The sequence below is a fragment of the Serratia sp. BIGb0163 genome, from assembly GCF_024809935.1.
Taxonomy (GTDB): domain Bacteria; phylum Pseudomonadota; class Gammaproteobacteria; order Enterobacterales; family Enterobacteriaceae; genus Serratia; species Serratia quinivorans.
Genome location: NZ_JANUDZ010000009.1, coordinates 1 through 18,894, shown reverse-complemented (window position 1 = coordinate 18,894; position 18,894 = coordinate 1). Strand labels below are relative to the sequence as shown.

General features: G+C 53.5%; 20 protein-coding genes. 12 read left to right on the top strand and 8 right to left on the bottom strand.

The annotated features are described in order from the left end of the window. Positions 1 to 115: 115 nt before the first annotated feature. From M2406_RS22980 to M2406_RS22945, 8 genes are all read left to right on the top strand, one after another. Entirely contained in the window at positions 116 to 349 is a 234-nt protein-coding gene (locus M2406_RS22980) for a thioredoxin family protein (protein ID WP_012146476.1), read from the top strand. 120 nt (positions 350 to 469) lie between these two features. After that, a complete protein-coding gene (locus tag M2406_RS22975) occupies positions 470 to 859 on the top strand; it encodes a VOC family protein (RefSeq protein ID WP_017893785.1) in 390 nt (129 codons plus the stop codon). A gap of 88 nt (positions 860 to 947) precedes the next feature. Further along, entirely contained in the window at positions 948 to 2,504 is a 1,557-nt protein-coding gene (gene cadC, locus M2406_RS22970) for a lysine decarboxylation/transport transcriptional activator CadC (RefSeq protein ID WP_012146474.1), read from the top strand. A 358-nt stretch (positions 2,505 to 2,862) separates the two neighbouring features. Then, positions 2,863 to 4,212, top strand: coding sequence for a cadaverine/lysine antiporter (gene cadB / locus M2406_RS22965; RefSeq protein WP_115183941.1), 1,350 nt, complete (start codon positions 2,863 to 2,865; stop codon positions 4,210 to 4,212). A 91-nt stretch (positions 4,213 to 4,303) separates the two neighbouring features. After that, positions 4,304 to 6,445, top strand: a complete 2,142-nt coding sequence (gene cadA, locus M2406_RS22960; RefSeq protein ID WP_012146472.1) for a lysine decarboxylase CadA — start codon at positions 4,304 to 4,306, stop codon at positions 6,443 to 6,445. Between the two features lie 66 nt (positions 6,446 to 6,511). Beyond that, on the top strand, positions 6,512 to 7,960 hold the full coding sequence (dtpD, locus tag M2406_RS22955) for a dipeptide permease DtpD (protein ID WP_012146471.1): 1,449 nt from the start codon (positions 6,512 to 6,514) through the stop codon (positions 7,958 to 7,960). 56 nt (positions 7,961 to 8,016) lie between these two features. Next, positions 8,017 to 9,327 carry a tRNA lysidine(34) synthetase TilS gene (tilS, locus tag M2406_RS22950; protein ID WP_259191485.1) on the top strand — a complete coding sequence of 437 codons (1,311 nt, stop codon included), beginning with the start codon at positions 8,017 to 8,019 and terminating at the stop codon, positions 9,325 to 9,327. A gap of 18 nt (positions 9,328 to 9,345) precedes the next feature. Then, positions 9,346 to 9,663, top strand: a complete 318-nt coding sequence (locus M2406_RS22945; RefSeq protein ID WP_026142508.1) for a cytochrome c — start codon at positions 9,346 to 9,348, stop codon at positions 9,661 to 9,663. Positions 9,664 to 9,750: 87 nt separating this feature from the next. Here M2406_RS22945 and rof read toward each other — a convergent pair whose 3' ends face one another. Next, positions 9,751 to 10,008, bottom strand: a complete 258-nt coding sequence (rof, locus tag M2406_RS22940) for a Rho-binding antiterminator (protein ID WP_368040125.1) — start codon at positions 10,006 to 10,008, stop codon at positions 9,751 to 9,753. Then, the gene (locus M2406_RS22935) at positions 10,001 to 10,201 is read right to left on the bottom strand and encodes a YaeP family protein (RefSeq protein WP_012146467.1); all 201 of its coding nucleotides are present in this window, start codon (positions 10,199 to 10,201) and stop codon (positions 10,001 to 10,003) included. The genes rof and M2406_RS22935 overlap by 8 nt, the downstream gene beginning before the upstream one ends. A gap of 213 nt (positions 10,202 to 10,414) precedes the next feature. Here M2406_RS22935 and M2406_RS22930 point away from each other — a divergent pair, with 213 nt between their 5' ends. From M2406_RS22930 to nlpE, 3 genes are read left to right on the top strand one after another with little or no spacing between them, the layout of a single operon-like run. Next, positions 10,415 to 10,963 carry a YaeQ family protein gene (locus tag M2406_RS22930; protein WP_012146466.1) on the top strand — a complete coding sequence of 183 codons (549 nt, stop codon included), beginning with the start codon at positions 10,415 to 10,417 and terminating at the stop codon, positions 10,961 to 10,963. A 3-nt stretch (positions 10,964 to 10,966) separates the two neighbouring features. Further along, a complete protein-coding gene (gene arfB, locus M2406_RS22925; protein ID WP_012146465.1) occupies positions 10,967 to 11,380 on the top strand; it encodes an alternative ribosome rescue aminoacyl-tRNA hydrolase ArfB in 414 nt (137 codons plus the stop codon). Between the two features lie 29 nt (positions 11,381 to 11,409). Continuing rightward, a complete protein-coding gene (nlpE, locus tag M2406_RS22920) occupies positions 11,410 to 12,093 on the top strand; it encodes an envelope stress response activation lipoprotein NlpE (protein WP_218217284.1) in 684 nt (227 codons plus the stop codon). Positions 12,094 to 12,144: 51 nt separating this feature from the next. Here nlpE and proS read toward each other — a convergent pair whose 3' ends face one another. The 6 genes from proS to metN form a co-directional block, all read right to left on the bottom strand. Continuing rightward, positions 12,145 to 13,863 (bottom strand): proline--tRNA ligase, encoded by a 1,719-nt coding sequence (gene proS / locus M2406_RS22915; protein ID WP_012146463.1) that lies wholly within the window; start codon positions 13,861 to 13,863, stop codon positions 12,145 to 12,147. A gap of 123 nt (positions 13,864 to 13,986) precedes the next feature. Beyond that, entirely contained in the window at positions 13,987 to 14,694 is a 708-nt protein-coding gene (tsaA, locus tag M2406_RS22910) for a tRNA (N6-threonylcarbamoyladenosine(37)-N6)-methyltransferase TrmO (protein ID WP_112363405.1), read from the bottom strand. After that, a complete protein-coding gene (gene rcsF / locus M2406_RS22905; protein ID WP_012146461.1) occupies positions 14,691 to 15,095 on the bottom strand; it encodes an Rcs stress response system protein RcsF in 405 nt (134 codons plus the stop codon). The genes tsaA and rcsF overlap by 4 nt, the downstream gene beginning before the upstream one ends. 266 nt (positions 15,096 to 15,361) lie before the next feature. Next, a complete protein-coding gene (locus tag M2406_RS22900) occupies positions 15,362 to 16,177 on the bottom strand; it encodes a MetQ/NlpA family lipoprotein (protein WP_004952177.1) in 816 nt (271 codons plus the stop codon). Between the two features lie 59 nt (positions 16,178 to 16,236). Next, complete coding sequence (locus tag M2406_RS22895; RefSeq protein ID WP_012146460.1) at positions 16,237 to 16,890, bottom strand: methionine ABC transporter permease MetI; 654 nt, start codon at positions 16,888 to 16,890, stop codon at positions 16,237 to 16,239. After that, complete coding sequence (gene metN / locus M2406_RS22890; RefSeq protein WP_012146459.1) at positions 16,883 to 17,914, bottom strand: methionine ABC transporter ATP-binding protein MetN; 1,032 nt, start codon at positions 17,912 to 17,914, stop codon at positions 16,883 to 16,885. Before metN ends, M2406_RS22895 begins: the two co-directional genes overlap by 8 nt. A 187-nt stretch (positions 17,915 to 18,101) precedes the next feature. Between metN and gmhB the strand changes: the two genes are divergently transcribed. After that, complete coding sequence (gmhB, locus tag M2406_RS22885) at positions 18,102 to 18,665, top strand: D-glycero-beta-D-manno-heptose 1,7-bisphosphate 7-phosphatase (protein WP_017893778.1); 564 nt, start codon at positions 18,102 to 18,104, stop codon at positions 18,663 to 18,665. The last annotated feature ends 229 nt before the right edge of the window (positions 18,666 to 18,894 follow it).

Below are 18,894 nucleotides of genomic sequence, written 5' to 3'. Positions count from 1 at the left end.
ATTAAAAACTATATTGACAAGGAGTGACGGAGGATTTATTGTGCATTTGGTTTCGAGTCGAAACCAAATGTGCGAATTAATTTCGCCCACACAGTCAGAACCAAGGAGAATTATCATGACTAAGGCCGTTTTCTATCATGCCGGTTGCCCGGTTTGCGTGAGCGCAGAGCAGCAGTTGTTGGGCCTGTTGAGCCAGGATGTGCAAGTGGATGTCGTTCATCTGGGTGAAAAACCGGCGCGTATCGCCGAAGCAGAAAAAGCCGGGGTACAGAGCGTACCGGCGCTGGTGGTGGATGGGCAGGTACTGCACATCAACTACGGTGCTGCGCTGGCGGATCTTAAAGCCTGATCTGCCGTTGCGTTGCTGATTTCTGAATGACGGCCCCGTCTTATATGCGGGGCTTTTTGTCGTTGACGTCGCCACTGCTGCCGGATAACGTGCCTCATCACATCGATAATGAGACACACTATGTTGGCACTTCGTCAGATACACCACATTGCCGTCATTGGTTCAGACTATGCGGCCAGTAAGCATTTTTATTGCGATATTCTGGGTTTCACCTTACTCGGCGAGTTTTACCGCGAAGAACGTGACTCCTGGAAGGCCGATTTGGCACTCAACGGCCAATACAGCATCGAACTGTTTTCCTTCCCGTCCCCCCCGGCTCGTGTCAGTCGTCCGGAAGCCTGTGGCCTGCGCCATCTGGCATTCAGCGTCGAGGACATCGAGCAGGCCATCCAGCATTTGCAGGCTGCCGGCGTAGTTTGCGAGCCGGTACGCATCGATCCTTATACCCAGTCACGCTTCACTTTTTTCAGCGATCCCGATGGCTTGCCTCTAGAATTATATGAGGTATGAATGCTTAATCGGGGCATATCGACGCAGGTCGGGCGCTCATATGGTATTATCCCGCGCTTGCCGCACCCCCTTTTGAGTTATTTTCACTATGCAAGAACCCGTTTTTCGCGTTGGTGAGTGGTTGGTTACTCCCGCAGACAACAAAATAAGCCGTGATGGGCGCCAACTGGCGTTGGAGCCGCGCTTAATCGATATGCTGCAATATTTCGCCCGGCACCCGGATGTGGTGCTGAGTCGCGATGAGCTGATCGATAACGTTTGGAAGCGCAACATTGTCACCAACCATGTCGTGACTCAGAGTATTTCCGAACTGCGCAAATACCTGAAGGACGGTGACAGCAACAGCCCGGAATACATCATTACCGTGCCCAAGCGCGGCTATAAGCTGGCTGCGCCAGTGATGTGGTGTGAAGGGGAAGAGACAGGCATACCTGCGCTACCCCGGGTGGCGGTCATCACCCATGAGCCGGAAGATGGCAGTGAAGACGATGACGTTGATTATCAACCGCCAAAACCCAGCCAGGCAAAAACATCGCCGGCAAAGTCGAAGGTGGCTTTTTATCGACAATCGCCGTTCTGGGTGTGGCTGGCTTTCCTGGCGGCATTGAGCGCCTGCGTGGTGTTTGTGGCCATTGCAACTTTGTCGCGTCGCATACCGGAATCCACCATGCCGGTGCTGATGAACCCGCGGGATATTGATATCCGCATTCAGGGGGGCAACAGCTGCAGTAACTGGACGCCGCAACTTTCCTATGTCGTCGGCCTGAGCGAAGTAGTCACGGACTCGCTAAATACCTATTCCACTTTCCTGGTGCACGATCAAACCAACTATAACTACACCGGGCCAAGCAGTTCGGGTAAATCGCTGACCATTGAGTTCGTCAACCAGCGCCATTATCGTGCGCAGCAATGTTTCCTGTCGGTACGGCTGGTGGACAATGCGGACAGCTCGATCATGCTGGATAAGCGCTACTTCGTTACTACAGACAATCAACTGAAAATTCAGGAGGACTTCCTGAGTAGCCTGTCTTTGGCCCTCAATCAGCCGTGGCCGGCCCCTTTGCAGCAGCGGTTGATGAAACTCTTGCCAAACTCAGGCCCGGAACTGCAGCAGTATTACCAGGCACATCAGTTATTGATCCAGGGGGATATCGATTCTTTAACCCATGCCAGTCGCATGCTGGGTGATATGGTGAAATCGTCTCCGGACTTTATTTATATTGCGGCCGAAAAAGCGCTGGCAGACTTACTGCGTAATTCTTATCAACCTTTTGATACTGTGCAGTTGGCGCAACTGGATACGGAGATAGCTCGCCTGGATGCGTTGCCAGCATTAAAAGACAGCCCCATAATTCAGCAAATTCATACGATACGGGCACTGGGAGAGGGGAAAACCGATGAGGCTTATCAGGCGATAAATAAAGGCATCGAGCTGCAGATGTCATGGATGAATTATGTGTTACTCGGCAAAGTTTATGAAATGCAGGGCTACAATCGCTTGGCTGCAGATTCCTATATCACGGCATTTAACCTGCGTCCGGGCGAAAATACCTTGCACTGGATCCGTAATGCCGTCTTCCATACCTCAATAAACACCGTAGTTCCCTACCTCGAAAACTACAATCCGGATAAACAACCCAATTAAGCCACGCCGCCGAGTCAGATAGTTGACCGGCGGTGTTATTTATTGTGTTTTATTTGTTAAGTCCCATTAACTTATTGGTTGATTTGTTTTTCTCTTTTATTTTCATTTGTTAGTGAAAATAACAACGCTATCTTAATGTTTTTATTGGTTGTTTATCTTTTCTTGAGCACCTGTTTATCTCTTGATGTGTTAATGAAAAACCTCAATTTATCATTTGTATGATCATGAGCGTAATATCACTTTATCTTTAGGACTTTATTCCCGCCAATCATTAGCATCCTGACTATCAAGTCCGGTCATTAGCAAATTTGCTTAGCGGCCAAGACTTATAAGAAATCAAAATCAGGAGAAACTGACCATGGGTTCATCCAAGAAAATAGGGCTTATTGCCTGCACCGGTGTGGTTGCCGGTAATATGATGGGGAGCGGTATTGCCTTATTACCCGCGAACCTGGCAAGCCTCGGTTCTATCGCCATCTGGGGATGGGTAATCTCTATTATTGGCGCGATGTCACTGGCTTATGTCTATGCGCGTCTGGCCACCAAAAACCCTCAGCAGGGTGGCCCTATTGCTTACGCGGGTGAAATTTCCCCGGCGTTTGGTTTCCAGACCGGTGTGCTTTATTACCATGCGAACTGGATCGGTAATTTGGCTATCGGCATTACCGCAGTTTCTTATCTCTCTACCTTCTTCCCTGAATTGAATAATCCGGTACCGGCAGGTATTGCCTGTATCGCCATCGTGTGGATATTCACCTTTGTTAACCTGCTTGGCGGGACCTGGGTCAGCCGCTTGACCACCCTCGGCCTGGTGTTGGTGCTAATCCCGGTGATTGTCACCGCGACTGCGGGCTGGCATTGGTTCGACGCTGCAACCTACCACGCTAACTGGAACACTTCCGGTACCACCGACAGCCATGCGGTAATCAAAAGTATTCTGCTGTGCCTGTGGGCGTTCATCGGCGTAGAGTCTGCTGCCGTGAGCACCGGCATGGTGAAAAACCCGAAACGCACCGTACCGCTGGCAACCATGCTGGGTACCGCACTGGCCGGGATTATCTACATTGCGGCCACTCAGGTGATGAGCGGTATGTTCCCGGCTAGCCAAATGGCTGCCAGCGGTGCACCGTTCGCCGTCAGCGCCTCCGCCATTATGGGTAACTGGGCTGCACCACTGGTCTCTGCCTTCACCGCCTTTGCCTGCCTGACTTCACTGGGTTCGTGGATGATGCTGGTTGGCCAGGCCGGGGTTCGTGCCGCCAACGACGGTAACTTCCCGAAAGTTTATGGTGAAGTCGATAAAAACGGCGTGCCGAAAAAAGGCCTGCTGCTGGCAAGCTGCAAAATGACTGCGCTGATGGTGCTGATTACCGCCATGAGCTCCGGCGGCGGTAAAGCTTCCGACCTGTTCGGCATGCTGACCGGTATTGCGGTGCTGCTGACCATGTTGCCTTACTTCTACTCTTGCGTAGACCTGATCCGCTTTGAAGGCGTCAATATCCGTAACCTGTTGAGCCTGATTGCCTCGGTTCTGGGTTGTGGCTTCTGCTTCATCGCACTGATGGGTGCCGAATCGTTCGAACTGGCCGGTACCTTCATCATCAGCCTGATCATCCTGATGTTCTACGCCCGCAAAATGAATACCCGTCAGACAGCGAAAGCCAATGCTGTAGCCATCGACGACAGCTCGACGGCCAAAGCGCACTAAGCACGTACTGACCCACTTCTTAATTCAGCCCCTTGCAACAACGATTGTCATCCGTGATGGCAAGGGGCTCGCATTACCTGGAGAAATGATTATGAACGTTATTGCTATCATGAACCACATGGGTGTCTACTTCAAAGAAGAGCCCATCCGCGAACTGCACAACGCGTTGGAAAAACTGAACTTCCGCATTGTTTACCCGAACGACCGCGAAGACCTGCTCAAATTGATCGAGAATAATGCCCGTCTGTGCGGCGTGATCTTCGACTGGGATAAATACAACCTTGAGCTGTGCCAGGAAATCAGCGAGTTGAATGAGTACATGCCGCTGTATGCCTTTGCCAATACCTATTCAACCCTGGACGTTAGCCTCAACGATCTGCGTATGCAGGTGCGTTTCTTTGAATATGCGCTCGGTGCGGCCAACGACATTGCCGACAAGATCAAACAGAACACCGATGAGTACGTAGACACCATCCTGCCACCGCTGACCAAAGCGCTGTTCAAATATGTACGTGAAGGCAAATACACCTTCTGTACTCCTGGCCACATGGGCGGTACTGCCTTCCAGAAAAGCCCGGTCGGTAGCCTGTTCTACGATTTCTTTGGCCCTAATGCGATGAAATCCGACGTGTCAATTTCGGTCTCTGAGCTGGGTTCACTGCTGGATCACTCCGGCCCGCACAAAGAAGCTGAAGAATACATTGCCCGCGTGTTCAACGCTGAACGCAGCTATATGGTGACTAACGGCACTTCTACCGCCAACAAAATTGTCGGTATGTACTCTGCACCTGCCGGCAGCACGGTGCTGATTGACCGTAACTGCCATAAATCGCTGACCCATCTGATGATGATGAGCGACATTACGCCAATTTATTTCCGCCCGACTCGTAATGCTTATGGCATCCTCGGTGGTATTCCACAGAGCGAGTTTGCCCGCGCCACCATCGCCAAACGCGTGAAAGAGACGCCGAACGCCACCTGGCCGGTACACGCGGTGATCACCAACTCGACCTACGACGGTCTGCTGTATAACACCGATTTCATCAAGAGCACGCTGGATGTGAAATCCATCCACTTTGACTCTGCCTGGGTGCCTTACACCAATTTCCACCCGATCTACAAAGGCAAGTGCGGCATGAGCGGCGGCCGCGTGGAAGGGAAAGTGATCTATGAAACCCAATCCACCCATAAACTGCTGGCGGCGTTCTCACAGGCTTCGATGATCCACGTGAAAGGCGACATCAATGAAGAAACCTTCAGTGAAGCCTACATGATGCACACCACCACTTCACCGCACTACGGTATCGTGGCATCTACCGAAACCGCAGCGGCGATGATGAAAGGCAATGCCGGTAAGCGTCTGATTAACGGTTCAATTGAGCGAGCTATCAAGTTCCGTAAAGAAATCAAACGTCTGAATGTCGAATCTGAAGGCTGGTTCTTTGACGTTTGGCAGCCGGAACATATTGATGAAGCAGAATGTTGGCCGCTGCGTTCCGACAGTGCATGGCATGGTTTCAAAGGTATTGATAACGAACATATGTACCTTGACCCAATCAAGGTCACCATGTTGACACCGGGGATGAGCAAAGATGGCGAAATGGAGTCGTTTGGTATCCCGGCCAGCCTGGTTGCCAAATACCTTGATGAGCATGGCATCATCGTTGAGAAAACCGGCCCGTATAACCTGCTGTTCCTGTTCAGCATCGGCATCGATAAAACCAAGGCTCTCAGCCTGTTGCGCGGTCTGACTGACTTTAAACGCTCGTTCGATCTGAACCTGCGGGTGAAAAACATGCTGCCTTCGCTGTATAAAGAGGCACCAGAGTTTTATGAAGACATGCGGATCCAGGAGCTGGCTCAGAATATCCACAACCTGGTGAAACACCATAATCTGCCTGACCTGATGTACCGCGCCTTTGAAGTGCTGCCGGCGATGGTAATGAACCCGTTCCAGGCCTTCCAGAAAGAACTGCACGGTGAAGTGGAAGAGGTTTATTTGGAAGACATGGTGGGCAAAGTGAATGCCAACATGATCCTGCCATATCCTCCGGGTGTTCCGCTGGTCATGCCGGGTGAAATGCTCACCGAGGAAAGCCGTCCGGTTCTGGAGTTCCTGCAAATGCTGTGCGAGATCGGCGCGCATTATCCAGGCTTCGAAACTGATATCCATGGCGCTTATCGCCAGGCGGATGGACGTTACACCGTGAAGGTGTTGAAAAACGATAAATAAGTGAACTAACAAGGGGAGGCGCTTGCGCTTCCCCTTTTGTCGTTCCCCGACTGATGGGAGAAAACCATGAAAACACCCTCACAGCCGCGCGCAATCTACTATGTCGTAGCCATACAAATTTGGGAATATTTCAGCTTTTACGGCATGCGTGCGTTACTTATTCTCTATCTTACCCACCAACTTGGTTATTCCGATAGCCGCGCCATTAGCCTCTATAGCGCTTACGCTTCTCTGGTCTATGTCACGCCGATACTCGGCGGCCTGCTTGCCGATCGCCTGCTGGGCAACCGCGTAGCGGTCATTGCCGGAGCGGTATTGATGACGCTGGGCCATATCGTGCTCGGCCTGAGCGCCGTATCGACACAATCACTCTATCTCTCGCTGTCGATCATCATCTGTGGCTACGGCCTGTTTAAATCCAATATCAGCTGCCTGCTGGGCGAGTTGTATCAACCGCAGGACTCGCGCCGGGAAGGGGGCTTCTCACTGCTGTATGCCGCCGGTAATGTCGGCTCGATCCTGGCACCCATTGCCTGTGGGTTGGCGGCAGAACGCTACGGCTGGCACGTCGGCTTTGCGCTGGCGGGTATCGGTATGCTGGCCGGGTTGACGATCTTCCTGTTCGGCAGCCGTCATTTCAGCCATACGCGCGGTGTGGATCGGGCGCAGATGTGCGTCACCACGCTGCGAGTACCTAACTGGGTATGGCTTGGTGCCATGCTGCTGTTGGCCCCTCTGTTCTTCACTTCACTGTTCATTTACGACCTGGCCGGCCAATTACTGATGCTGGTGTGTGCCGCCGCCGTCGTGATGGTGATCCGTATAATGGCCCGGGCTACAACAGTGCAGCGCCGTGGGCTGTGGCAGATAGTGATGTTGATGTTGTTGGGCACCTTGTTCTGGGCCTTTGCCCAGCAGGGCGGTAGTTCGATCAGCCTGTTTATCGATCACTTTGTCGACCGCCAATGGTTTTCCTGGACGGTGCCGACCGCATTGTTCCAGTCGGTTAACGCTTTTGCCGTGATGTTTGGCGGTGTGATGCTGGCCTGGCTGGTGCGGGGTAACGGCAATGGCAACCCCACTCTGCGGATTTGGGGAAAGTTCGCCTTTGGTTTACTGCTGATTGGCGTGGGGTTTACCCTGATGGCGCTTAACGCCCGTTACGGGCAGGGCTCGATGAGCCTGATGATCGCCGGGCTGTCGGTGATGGGGCTTGCCGAACTGTTTATCGATCCGGTCGCCATGGCACAGATTACCCGACTGAATATCCCAGGCGCTACCGGGGTGCTGACTGGTATTTATATGCTGACTACCGGCTCGATAGCCAATTACCTGGCCGGTATTATCGCCGGCCAGACCGCTGAAGACCCGGCAACGGGCGCAACGGCGCAGGCCTATGTTCACCTGTTTGCTCAAATTGGCTGGTGGGCGATGGGCTGTACGGCGGCAGTGGTGGCGGTGTTGGCCATGTGGTGGTTGCTGTCCGGCCGTCATATCCGTGCGGTTAATGCTTGATTGATGGTATGACGGGGGTTAACGTGCAGCTATCTGGACGTCATTAAGCCTAATCAATGAATAACAATCAATTATCCGCACAGCTAGCCCGCCAATTGGGTGCACACCGGCACTTGCTGGTGGCATTCAGTGGCGGGCTGGACTCCAGCGTGCTATTGCATCTGCTGGTAGGGTTACGGCAGCAATTGCCGGACTTGCAGCTTCGCGCGGTGCACGTGCATCACGGCCTGAGCGCTTTTGCCGACCAGTGGGTAACACACTGTCGGCAACAATGCGTTGCCTGGCAGCTCCCCCTGGTGGTTCAGCACGTGCAGGTTGATAGCCAGCAGGGTGGTATCGAAGCCGCAGCCCGGGCGGCACGCTACTCGGCTTTTGCCAGCACGCTGGCGACCGATGAAACCTTGCTTACCGCGCAACACCTTGACGACCAATGTGAAACCTTCCTGCTGGCGCTAAAACGTGGCAGTGGCCCGGCGGGCCTGTCGGCCATGGCTGCACAGACGTCGCTGGGGCATAATCATTTGCTGCGTCCACTGTTGGGTCACACTCGCCAGCAGTTGGAGGCCTATGCGCAGCAACATCAGCTCAGTTGGATTGAAGACGACAGCAATCAGGACCCACGCTTCGACCGCAACTTTTTGCGCCTGCAGGTGTTGCCGCTACTGAATCAGCGCTGGCCGCACTTTGCTGCAGCGACGGCACGTAGTGCCAGCCTGTGCGCCGAGCAAGAGCAATTGCTGGATGAATTGCTGGCAGAGCAACTGCACAATCTGCTCGATGAAGATCGTGCGTTGGCGATTGATGGCCTGCTGACATGCTCAGCGGCCCGACGTTTCGCCCTGTTACGCCGTTGGATCGCGCTATTTGGCGTTACCATGCCTTCTCGCGAACAGTTGCAGCGGTTATGGGAAGAAGTGGCGCTCAGCCGCGAGGACGCCGAACCCCAGCTGCAATTGGGCCAATATCAGTTTCGCCGCTTCCGCCGCCGCTTGTATCTGCTGCCGCTGATGGCCGATCTGCGTGAAATCAGTCTAAGCTGGTCATTGGATGATTCGCTGATGCTGCCGGATGGGTTAGGTGAACTGGTCAGTGGGGAAGGAGACATCTGTTTGCGTGCGCCGCAATCACAGCAAAAAGTGAGCATTCGTTTTAGCGCTCAGGGCAAACACCGCATCCTGGGGCGCGCGCATTCTCGTCCGATCAAAAAATTGTGGCAGGAGTTGGGTATTCCTCCGTGGCAGCGTGAGCGTATCCCGTTGATCTATTATGATGACCAGCTGATTGCGGCGCTGGGGATTTTTGTCAGCGAGGCCGGACAAACGCCTGAGGGGCAGCAGCCCTGGCGGCTGCATTGGCGTAAAAAATAATAATTAGACTGAGGAACCATGATGAAATTTGTGAGCGCAATGGCGGTGATGTTGGGTCTGTTCAGCCTGCCTGTAATGGCGGCGGGCGATGCGGCTGCGGGTAAGGATAAGTCCGCCAGTTGTATGGCGTGCCATGGGGCTGAAGGGAAGGTGTCGATGCCCATGTACCCGAATCTGGCTGGGCAAAACGCCATGTATCTGGAGCATGCGTTGCAGGCTTATAAGAAGGGTGAGCGTAACGGAGGACAGGCGGAAGTGATGAAAGCCTACGTTTCCCCGCTGTCTGATGCGGATATTGCCGATCTGGCGGCCTACTATTCCAGTCTCAAACCCTAGGCCAGTCTCAAACCCCAGGCCAGCCTCAAACCATAAATGACGAGGGCAGCCGTTGGGCTGCCCTGTTGGGATGGCGTTACCGCTAAATCAATCAGACAGGCTGACGACCACGGTACCGATTTCCGGATGACTGAAACTGAGGATGTGATCCAGACGCAAGCTGAGAGCGTCGCCGGCCCGATCGATAATCAGGTACTCAACGCCCTTGGTAAACTTCAGCTCGGTGGCTTTGCCTTCGAATTTTTCTCCGTCGCGTAACTCCAGCTTCAGAATGTAGTTATGCTGACAGGCGAGTTCCAGGCTTTCATAGTCATCGCAATTGATGGATTGGTACTCATCATTCATCAACATAGTCGCTCACCAATAAGTTAGCGGCGGCAAAGGCCGCCTGTTCCCTAACGGAGGACGGTAGCGTGCTATTCGCAGCAACTTCGTCCAATGCCTTTAATACACATGCTAACGCATCAGGCACGTAGCCGAGATCACCACTGCCGATCTCAGCGTAAAAACGGCGTACTAACTCACAGTATTGTTGCACAGTTTCCTCCCTTAAGAACCTCTGCGTCATCGAAGCCTTATAGCGATGAGGCGCAGGCACTCGGAGCTTGACTCTATCCTAGACGACTATAGCACAGCTATTGTGGAGTTATTAGCACCTCAGCGCGGCTTTCGCACCGGGCTTTGCCCGGCCGTGCTGGCCGCGGTTGGGCCAAATCTAGTACACTGTCGCCTGATAATAATGAGGTCACCCATGGCGCTGAAAGCTACTATTTATAAAGCCACGGTCAATATCGCTGATATGGATCGTCACTTCTACCACGACGCCACGCTTACCCTGGCCCAGCATCCTTCCGAAACTGAACAGCGCATGATGCTGCGTTTGCTGGCCTGGATCTGTCATGCCGATGAGCGTCTGGTGTTTACCAAAGGCCTGAGCGCCGATGATGAGCCGGAAATCTGGCGGCGAAACGATCATAACGGGCTGGAAATGTGGATTGAAATGGGCCTGCCGGATGAAAAACGCATCAAGAAGGCCTGCAACCAGTCACCGAGAGTGGTGCTGTATGCTTACGGCGAACGTGCCGGCCACGTGTGGTGGCAATCGATGCAAGGCAAGGTGGCAAACCACAAAAACCTAAGCATCCGTTTCCTGGATGATGAACAATTAGCCAAACTGGCGGCGTTGGCCAGCCGCAATATGACGCTGCAGGCCACGCTGCAAGAGGGAACTATCTGGCTTTCCGATGCTCAGAATAGTCTGGAAATCCAGTTTGCCGAGTGGCAACAGGCGCAGGTGTGACCGGTGCTTGAACTGTCAAGAAATGTAGCCATACCGGATAACGAAGTGGAATTGACCGCGATCCGCGCGCAGGGCGCGGGTGGCCAGCACGTGAACAAAACCTCAACGGCTATCCATTTGCGCTTTGACATCCGGGCATCCAGCCTGCCAGAGTATTATAAGGAAAGGCTGCTGGCCCTGAATAATCATTTAATTACCGCCGATGGCGTGGTGATTATCAAAGCGCAGGAATATCGCAGTCAGGAATTAAACCGCGAGGCGGCGTTGGCCAGACTGGTCACTTTGATCCAGCAGGCGATGGTGGTAGAAAAAACTCGCCGGGCGACCAAGCCCACCAAAGGGGCAAAATTACGTCGTCTGGAAGGCAAGGTACGGAAAGGCGCGACTAAAGCGCTGCGCGGCAAGATCCGCACTTAAGGACACATGAACACAGTAGGAGAATAACTGTGAAGAAAATAACACTGGCCCTGTTTTTAGCGGCAGGGGCACTTTCGTTACTGGGATGTAATAACCACTTCCAGCCGAAAGAACAACCGCTTCAGGCGATGCAACAAAGTTATCAGGGCGTGCTGCCTTGCGCTGACTGCGGCGGTCTGGATACCGCATTATTCCTGGATAAAGACGGTACTTTCGTCCTGCAGGAAACCTATCGCGACACCAAAGACGGCGATCAAACCTTTGCCGATTACGGTAAATGGGCGCGTACCGCCGATAAGCTGGTGCTGACCGACAGCCGTGGTGATAAGCGTTATTTCCGCCCGGTGGGTAAAAGTTTGGAAATGCTGGATCAAACCGGCATGCCGATTGAGTCGCAGTTGAATTACCGCCTTGATCCGGTAGAGAAAGCCTTGCCTAAAACGCCGATGGCGCTGAAAGGCAGCTACACCTACATGGCGGATGCGGCCGTGTTCAAAGATTGCGCCACCGGTAAAACGTTCCCGGTCGACAATACAATCGCGCTGGAGCAGGGGTATGCCAAGGCGTACAAAACGCCGGGCGAACCGGTGTTCCTGACGCTGAATGGCCACTTTAGCGTTCAGCCGTCAATGGAAGAGGGGTTAACCGAGAAGGCGCTGGTGCCGGACGGTAAAATAGCCTTCGACCGCAGTAAAAATTGCGACAGCAAATAACCGCTACAAAAAAACCCGCCTAGGCGGGTTTTTAGTTTCTGCGAAAGTGGATTAGCGCTTGATCTGTCCCAGCAAGAAATCAATGACTTCGCCGGTTTTAATCATTTGCTTCTCGCCGACACGGCGGTTTTTGTACTCAATCTCTTCGCTGTCGAGGTTACGGTCGCCGATCACGATAGAGTGCGGTACGCCAATCAGTTCCATATCCGCGAACATCACGCCCGGACGTTCTTTACGGTCGTCGAGGATCACGTCGATACCGTGGGAACGCAGAGTGTTGTACAACTCCTCCGCCAGCGCCTGCACGCGGAAGGATTTGTGCATGTTCATTGGCAGAATAGCCACCTGGAATGGCGCGATAGCGTCAGGCCAAATGATACCGCGTTCGTCATGGTTCTGTTCGATAGCGGCAGCGACCACGCGGGTGACCCCGATACCGTAACAACCCATGGTCAGCACCTGATTACGGCCATCTTCACCCTGAACGGTGGCTTTCATCGCTTCCGAGTATTTGGTGCCGAGCTGGAAGATATGGCCCACTTCGATACCGCGTTTGATCAGCAGTGTGCCTTTACCGTCCGGGCTGGCATCGCCTTCAACGACGTTACGGATATCGGCAACCTGTGGCAGCGGCAGATCGCGCTCCCAGTTGATACCAAAGTAGTGTTTGCCGTCGATGTTGGCGCCGGCGCCAAAATCACTCATCGCCGCTACGCTGCGATCGGCAACCACGGGAACCTGCAAATTGACCGGGCCGAGTGAACCAGGGCCTGCACCCACGATAGCGCGGATCTCTTCTTCGGTAGCAAAGACCAACGGAGCAGCAACCTGCGGCAGCTTCTCGGCTTTGATTTCGTTCAGTTCGTGATCGCCACGCACCAACAGGGCAACCAGCTTGTGGCCGCTCTCTTCTTTAGCACGTACCAGCAGCGTCTTGACGGTTTTCGTCACCGGCAGTTGGAATTGTTCTACCAGTTCAGCAATGGTCTTGGCGTTCGGGGTATCCACAATGCGCAGTTCTTCACTGGCTGCCGCACGCGGCTCAGCCGGTGCAACCGCTTCTGCCAGTTCGATATTGGCGGCAAAGTCGGAGCCGGTGGAAAACACGATATCGTCTTCACCGCTGTCGGCCAGTACCTGGAACTCGTGTGATGCACTACCGCCGATCGAGCCGGTATCGGCATGTACCGGACGGAAGTCCAGCCCCATGCGGCTGAAGATTTTGCTGTAGGCTTCGTACATCGCTTCGTAGGTTGCCTGCAGCGATTCCTGCGAGGTATGGAACGAGTAAGCATCCTTCATCAGGAATTCACGCGAGCGCATGACGCCGAAACGTGGGCGGACTTCATCACGGAACTTGGTCTGAATCTGGAAGAAGTTCAGCGGCAGCTGCTTGTAAGAGCTGATCTCGTTACGGATCAGGTCGGTGATCACTTCTTCGTGGGTTGGACCCAGCACGAATGGACGATCGCCGCGATCGACAAAGCGCAGCAGCTCAGGGCCGTACTGTTCCCAACGGCCGCTTTCCTGCCACAGATCGGCAGGCTGTACCACCGGCATGCAAACTTCGATCGCGTTAGCATTGTTCATTTCTTCGCGAACGATGTTTTCAACCTTTTTCAGAACGCGCAGGCCGGTTGGCAGCCAGGTATAAAGACCGGAGGCCAGCTTGCGAATCATCCCGGCGCGCAGCATCAGCTGGTGGCTGATCACTTCGGCATCGGCAGGTGTCTCCTTCAAAGTGGAGAGCAGATATTGGCTAGTACGCATGGTGTTTTGGTTCCGTTAGAACTGCAAATTGCAACCGGCTGCCAGTAGTAGGGCAGCCAAAATTTTCGAAAGTGATTTAGTTTACCAGTGCGAGCGGGTTGTCAAAAGAGAGACGGTGGAATTTTAACGCAGGTCGAGAGACAGCACCTCGGTTTGTTGACCCACCACTCGCCAGCGCACGTTGAAATCCAGTAGCCAGACGGCATAATCCCGTTCTGCTGCTTGCCCCTTGCGGTAGGCTGGACGCGGATCCTGAGCCAGCACCTGACTGATAAAGCGCCGCAGGTGCGGATAACGCCGCTGATGTTGCAGCAACTGTTGTTCCGCTTCTGGTGCAAAGCATACCGGCATATCACCGGCAGGCGCGGCCTGAGCGAACCCGGCGCGGGCCTGCGGCTGGCTTTCGGCAAATGGCAGATAGGGTTTGATATCCACCACCGGTGTGCCGTCAACCAGATCGAGACTGCCCAACTCCAGCACCACTTCTCCGCCCTGCACACGTATGCCTTTTAATTCGATCAGCGACATGCCGAGCGGATTGGGGCGGAAGGTTGAGCGGGTGGCAAAAACTCCCATCCTGGCATTACCGCCGAGGCGGGGTGGCCGGACAGTGGGGCGCCAGCCACCTTCCATGGTTTGATGGAAAATAAACATTACCCACAGATGGCTGAACTCACTGAGCCCGCGTACCGCTTCCGCCTGATTATAGGGCGGCAGCAGCAGCAACTCACCGCCACCGTCTTCGACTAACCCCGGTTGGCGGGGGACGGCGAACTTTTCTTTATACGGTGAACGGATGGTACCGATCTGGTTGAAAACAAATTCGGTCATTTGGACGAAACGTTAAGCGCTGAACCCTGGCAAATAGCCTGTTGGTAACAGCCGGCAACACCGCTGACAATCTGGCAGTCATGCAACAGCACGGCATTAGCCTTCATATAAGAGGCGCGGATTTGCATGCGCTTACGGGCGGTCGCCAGATTCGGTGGTGAGTCCTGAACGGTTGTCTGGCAGGATTCGCCAGAGACTTCACCCAGATCGCGGAATGGTTTACCCACTAATTCTTCTGCACTTTTGTACAGTTTAACCGGTGCCGGACGCGCTGCTGGCGTGGGTTTGGTCGGAGTGGTTACTGCCGGTTTGCTGGTGCTGCTTGTGGACGGGGGCGCGAAACGCTGCGACGAACACCCTGCCAGCGCAAGCGCTAACAAACAGAGAGGTAAAGCACGCATTGAGATTCCTCTGCCTTGATGGAATAGTTAAGTGGCGCTATTGAAGCAATCTATGGTGGAAATAACAAGACGGGCCGTAGCCCGTCTAGATATAAGACAAACACCCGAAAAACGTGGTTTTCGGATGTTTGGGGTAATTCAGAAGATCTAATTCTTTGTTTTCATTAGGACTAAATCATTACTTTTAGCCGCAAAGAACTATGCCAACTCTCTCGACGGGCCGTAGCCCGTCTTGCAATTATAGGAATAAATTCGGTAATTAATGATTACCAGCCTTTAACTGCGCCACCGTTAAAGATCTTGTTGGCCGCTTCATTAACTTCGTCAGACTGATAAGCCTGAACGAACTTCTTCACGTTTTCCGCGTCTTTGTTATCTTCACGGGCAACCAGCAGGTTAACGTACGGTGAGTCTTTATCTTCAACAAACAGGCCGTCTTTTGCCGGCGTCAGGCCAATCTGGCTGGCGTAAGTGGTGTTGATCACCGCCAGAGCGATTTGTTGGTCGTCCAGGGAGCGTGGCAGCTGTGGTGCTTCCAGTTCAACCAGCTTCAGGTTTTTCGGGTTTTCAGTCACGTCCAATACGGTCGGCAGCAGGCCAACACCGTCTTTCAGTTTGATCAGGTTAACCTTCTGCAGCAGCAGCAGGGAGCGGCCCAGGTTGGTTGGGTCGTTAGGCAGGGCAACCTGAGAACCGTCTTTCAGTTCGTCCAGCGATTTGATTTTCTTGGAGTAACCGGCAATCGGGTAAACGAAGGAGTTACCGACCGACACCAGCTTGTAGCCGCGATCCTTGATCTGCTGATCCAGGTAAGGTTTGTGCTGGAAGGCATTCAGATCGATATCACCTTTGCTCAGCGCTTCGTTTGGCAGCACGTAGTCATTGAAGGTCACCAGTTCGACGTCCAGACCGTATTTCTCTTTTGCTACTTTTTGCGCGATTTCAGCGACCTGCTGTTCAGCACCGACAATGACGCCGACTTTGATATGGTTCGGATCTTTTTCTTCCTGACCGCAGCCTGCCAGAGCCAGAGTACCGATCAGTGCGCCGATTGCCGCGATGGATTTAAATTTTAACGACATATCCCTTCCTCATTAGACTCGCATTTGAAATACGCTGTGTGAGCGCAGTTGCTGTAAAACTACTTATGGGTGACGGCCTTGACGATCCGATCACCGAAGAACTGAATCAGATAGACCAGCACCACCAGTAATACTAATACGGTATTCATTACTGTGGCGTTATAACCGATATAACCGTACTGATAGCCAATCTGTCCCAGACCGCCGGCGCCGACTGCGCCACCCATGGCGGAATAACCCACCAAAGTGATCAAGGTGATAGTGGCGGCGTTAACCAGGCCCGGCAGGGCTTCCGGCAGCAGCACCTTCTTGATGATTTGCATCGGGGTCGCCCCCATAGCGCGGGCGGCCTCCACCAGACCTGAGGGGATCTCCAGCAGGGCGTTTTCCACCATACGGGCAATAAACGGCGCAGCGCCCACGGTCAGCGGCACGATAGCTGCCTGCAGACCGATCGAGGTACCGACGATCAAACGAGTAAATGGAATCATCCACACCAACAGAATAATGAACGGAATGGAACGGAAAACGTTCACCAGCCCGGACAGCGTCCTATATAGCGTGTTGTTGGCGGCGATTTGTCCCGGGCGGGTCACATACAGCAGCACGCCAACCGGCAGGCCGAGTACGAAACCGAAAAAGCCGGAGACAAAGGTCATCATGACGGTTTCCCACACGCCACGAGCCATTAACCACATCATTGCCTCAGACATAACCCAGAACCTCTACTTTTACCTGATTTTCCTGCAGGAACTTAATCGTTGCCAGCGCGTCTTCATCACTGCCATGCAGCTCTGCCAACATCACGCCGAATTTAACGCCGCCGGCATAATCCATCTGCGCACTGATAATGTTGTTGTTAACGTTGAAACGACGGGCGGCTTCTGACAGCAGCGGCGCATCAACGGATTGGCCGGTGAACTCCAGACGTAAAAGGGGCTGACGGCCGCCACTGCGTTCCGGTGCCAGGCGTTTTGCGTAGTCGTCCGGGATATCCAAATGCAGCGTGGCTTGAATAAACTGCTGGGCCAGCGGAGTTTTCGGGTGCGAGAACACTTCGCTGACGCTGTCTTTTTCAATCAACTGACCCTGGCTGATAACCGCAACCTGATCGCAGATGCGTTTCACCACATCCATTTCATGGGTGATCAACAGGATGGTCAGGCCGAGACGACGGTTAATGTCTTTCAGCAGTTCCAGAATTGAACGGGTGGTGGCCGGGTCCAGCGCGCTGGTGGCTTCATCACACAGCAGGACTTTAGGTTGGCTTGCCAGCGCACGGGCAATCGCCACGCGTTGCTTCTGGCCGCCCGACAGGTTGGCCGGGTAGGCGTCATGCTTGTCTGACAGTCCGACCAGTTCCAGCAATTCGGTTACGCGTTTTTTGATTTCAGCGCGTGGGGTGTTGTCCAGCTCAAGCGGCAATGAAACGTTGCCAAACACCGTGCGCGAAGACAACAGGTTAAAGTGCTGGAATATCATACCGATCTGACGGCGAGCGCGCGTCAGTTCGCCTTCAGACAGCGAGGTCAGATCCTGTCCGTCAACCAGTACCTGGCCGGAGGTAGGACGCTCAAGCATGTTGGCGCAGCGGATTAAGGTACTTTTACCGGCGCCTGATGCACCGATAACGCCATAAATTTGCCCGGCAGGGACGTGAAGAGTCACGTCAGAGAGCGCGGTAATGGTGCGCGAACCCTGCTGGAACACTTTGGTGATGTTAGAAAGTTTAATCATATTCTTCTTATTTTAGCGTGGTTGCCCGTGGCTAGATAAAAGTAAACCCTGGCGTGGACCAAGGTATGAGTCAGATGTTAAGGCGTCTAGACGTCCAAGTCAACGATCAACGCTGTTCTCTGCCGTTCTCAGTGCCGGGTAAAACATGCGATACTGTCGGCGTTTTCAGGCCCTCAGGAGCAAACCGGTGACACAAAGCGTTCCAGCAATTTTCCTCGATCGTGATGGCACGATTAATGTCGATCATGGCTACGTTCATGAAATCGATAATTTCCACTTTATAGATGGCGTGATTGACGCCTGTCGCGAACTCAAAAAGATGGGCTTTGCTCTGGTATTGGTGACCAACCAGTCCGGCATCGCGCGCGGCATGTTCAGCGAAGACCAATTTATGTACCTGACCGAGTGGATGGACTGGTCACTGGCCGATCGCGATGTTGATCTGGACGGTATCTATTTCTGTCCACATCATCCTGATGCAGTAGTAGAAGAGTTCCGTCAGGTGTGCGACTGCCGTAAACCTCAGCCGGGCATGTTGTTGCAGGCGCAGCAGGAATTGAACATTGATATGGCTGCTTCTTATATGGTTGGCGATAAACCGGAAGATATGCAGGCAGCAATAGCGGCAGGCGTCGGGACTAAAGTGCTGGTGCGTACCGGCAAACCTGTCACTGAGCAAGGTGAGAAACTGGCGGATTGGGTGATAAACAGCCTGGCAGACCTGCCGGAAGCCATCAAAAAGCGGGTTTAGTAGGCGTTGTGCATGAATAGTGAGCGGTCAGATAAAAAGTGAATATAAACCCTTGTCATTCTGAACCAGCTCCCTATAATGCGCCTCCATCGACACGGAACATGTGAACAACTTCACAGAGTCTCCGGGGTTCGAAGAGAAAAAATCCTGAAAATTAGGGGTTGACTCTGAAAGAGGAAAGCGTAATATACGCCACCTCGAGATAGCAAGCTACGGCGGCTAACTCACT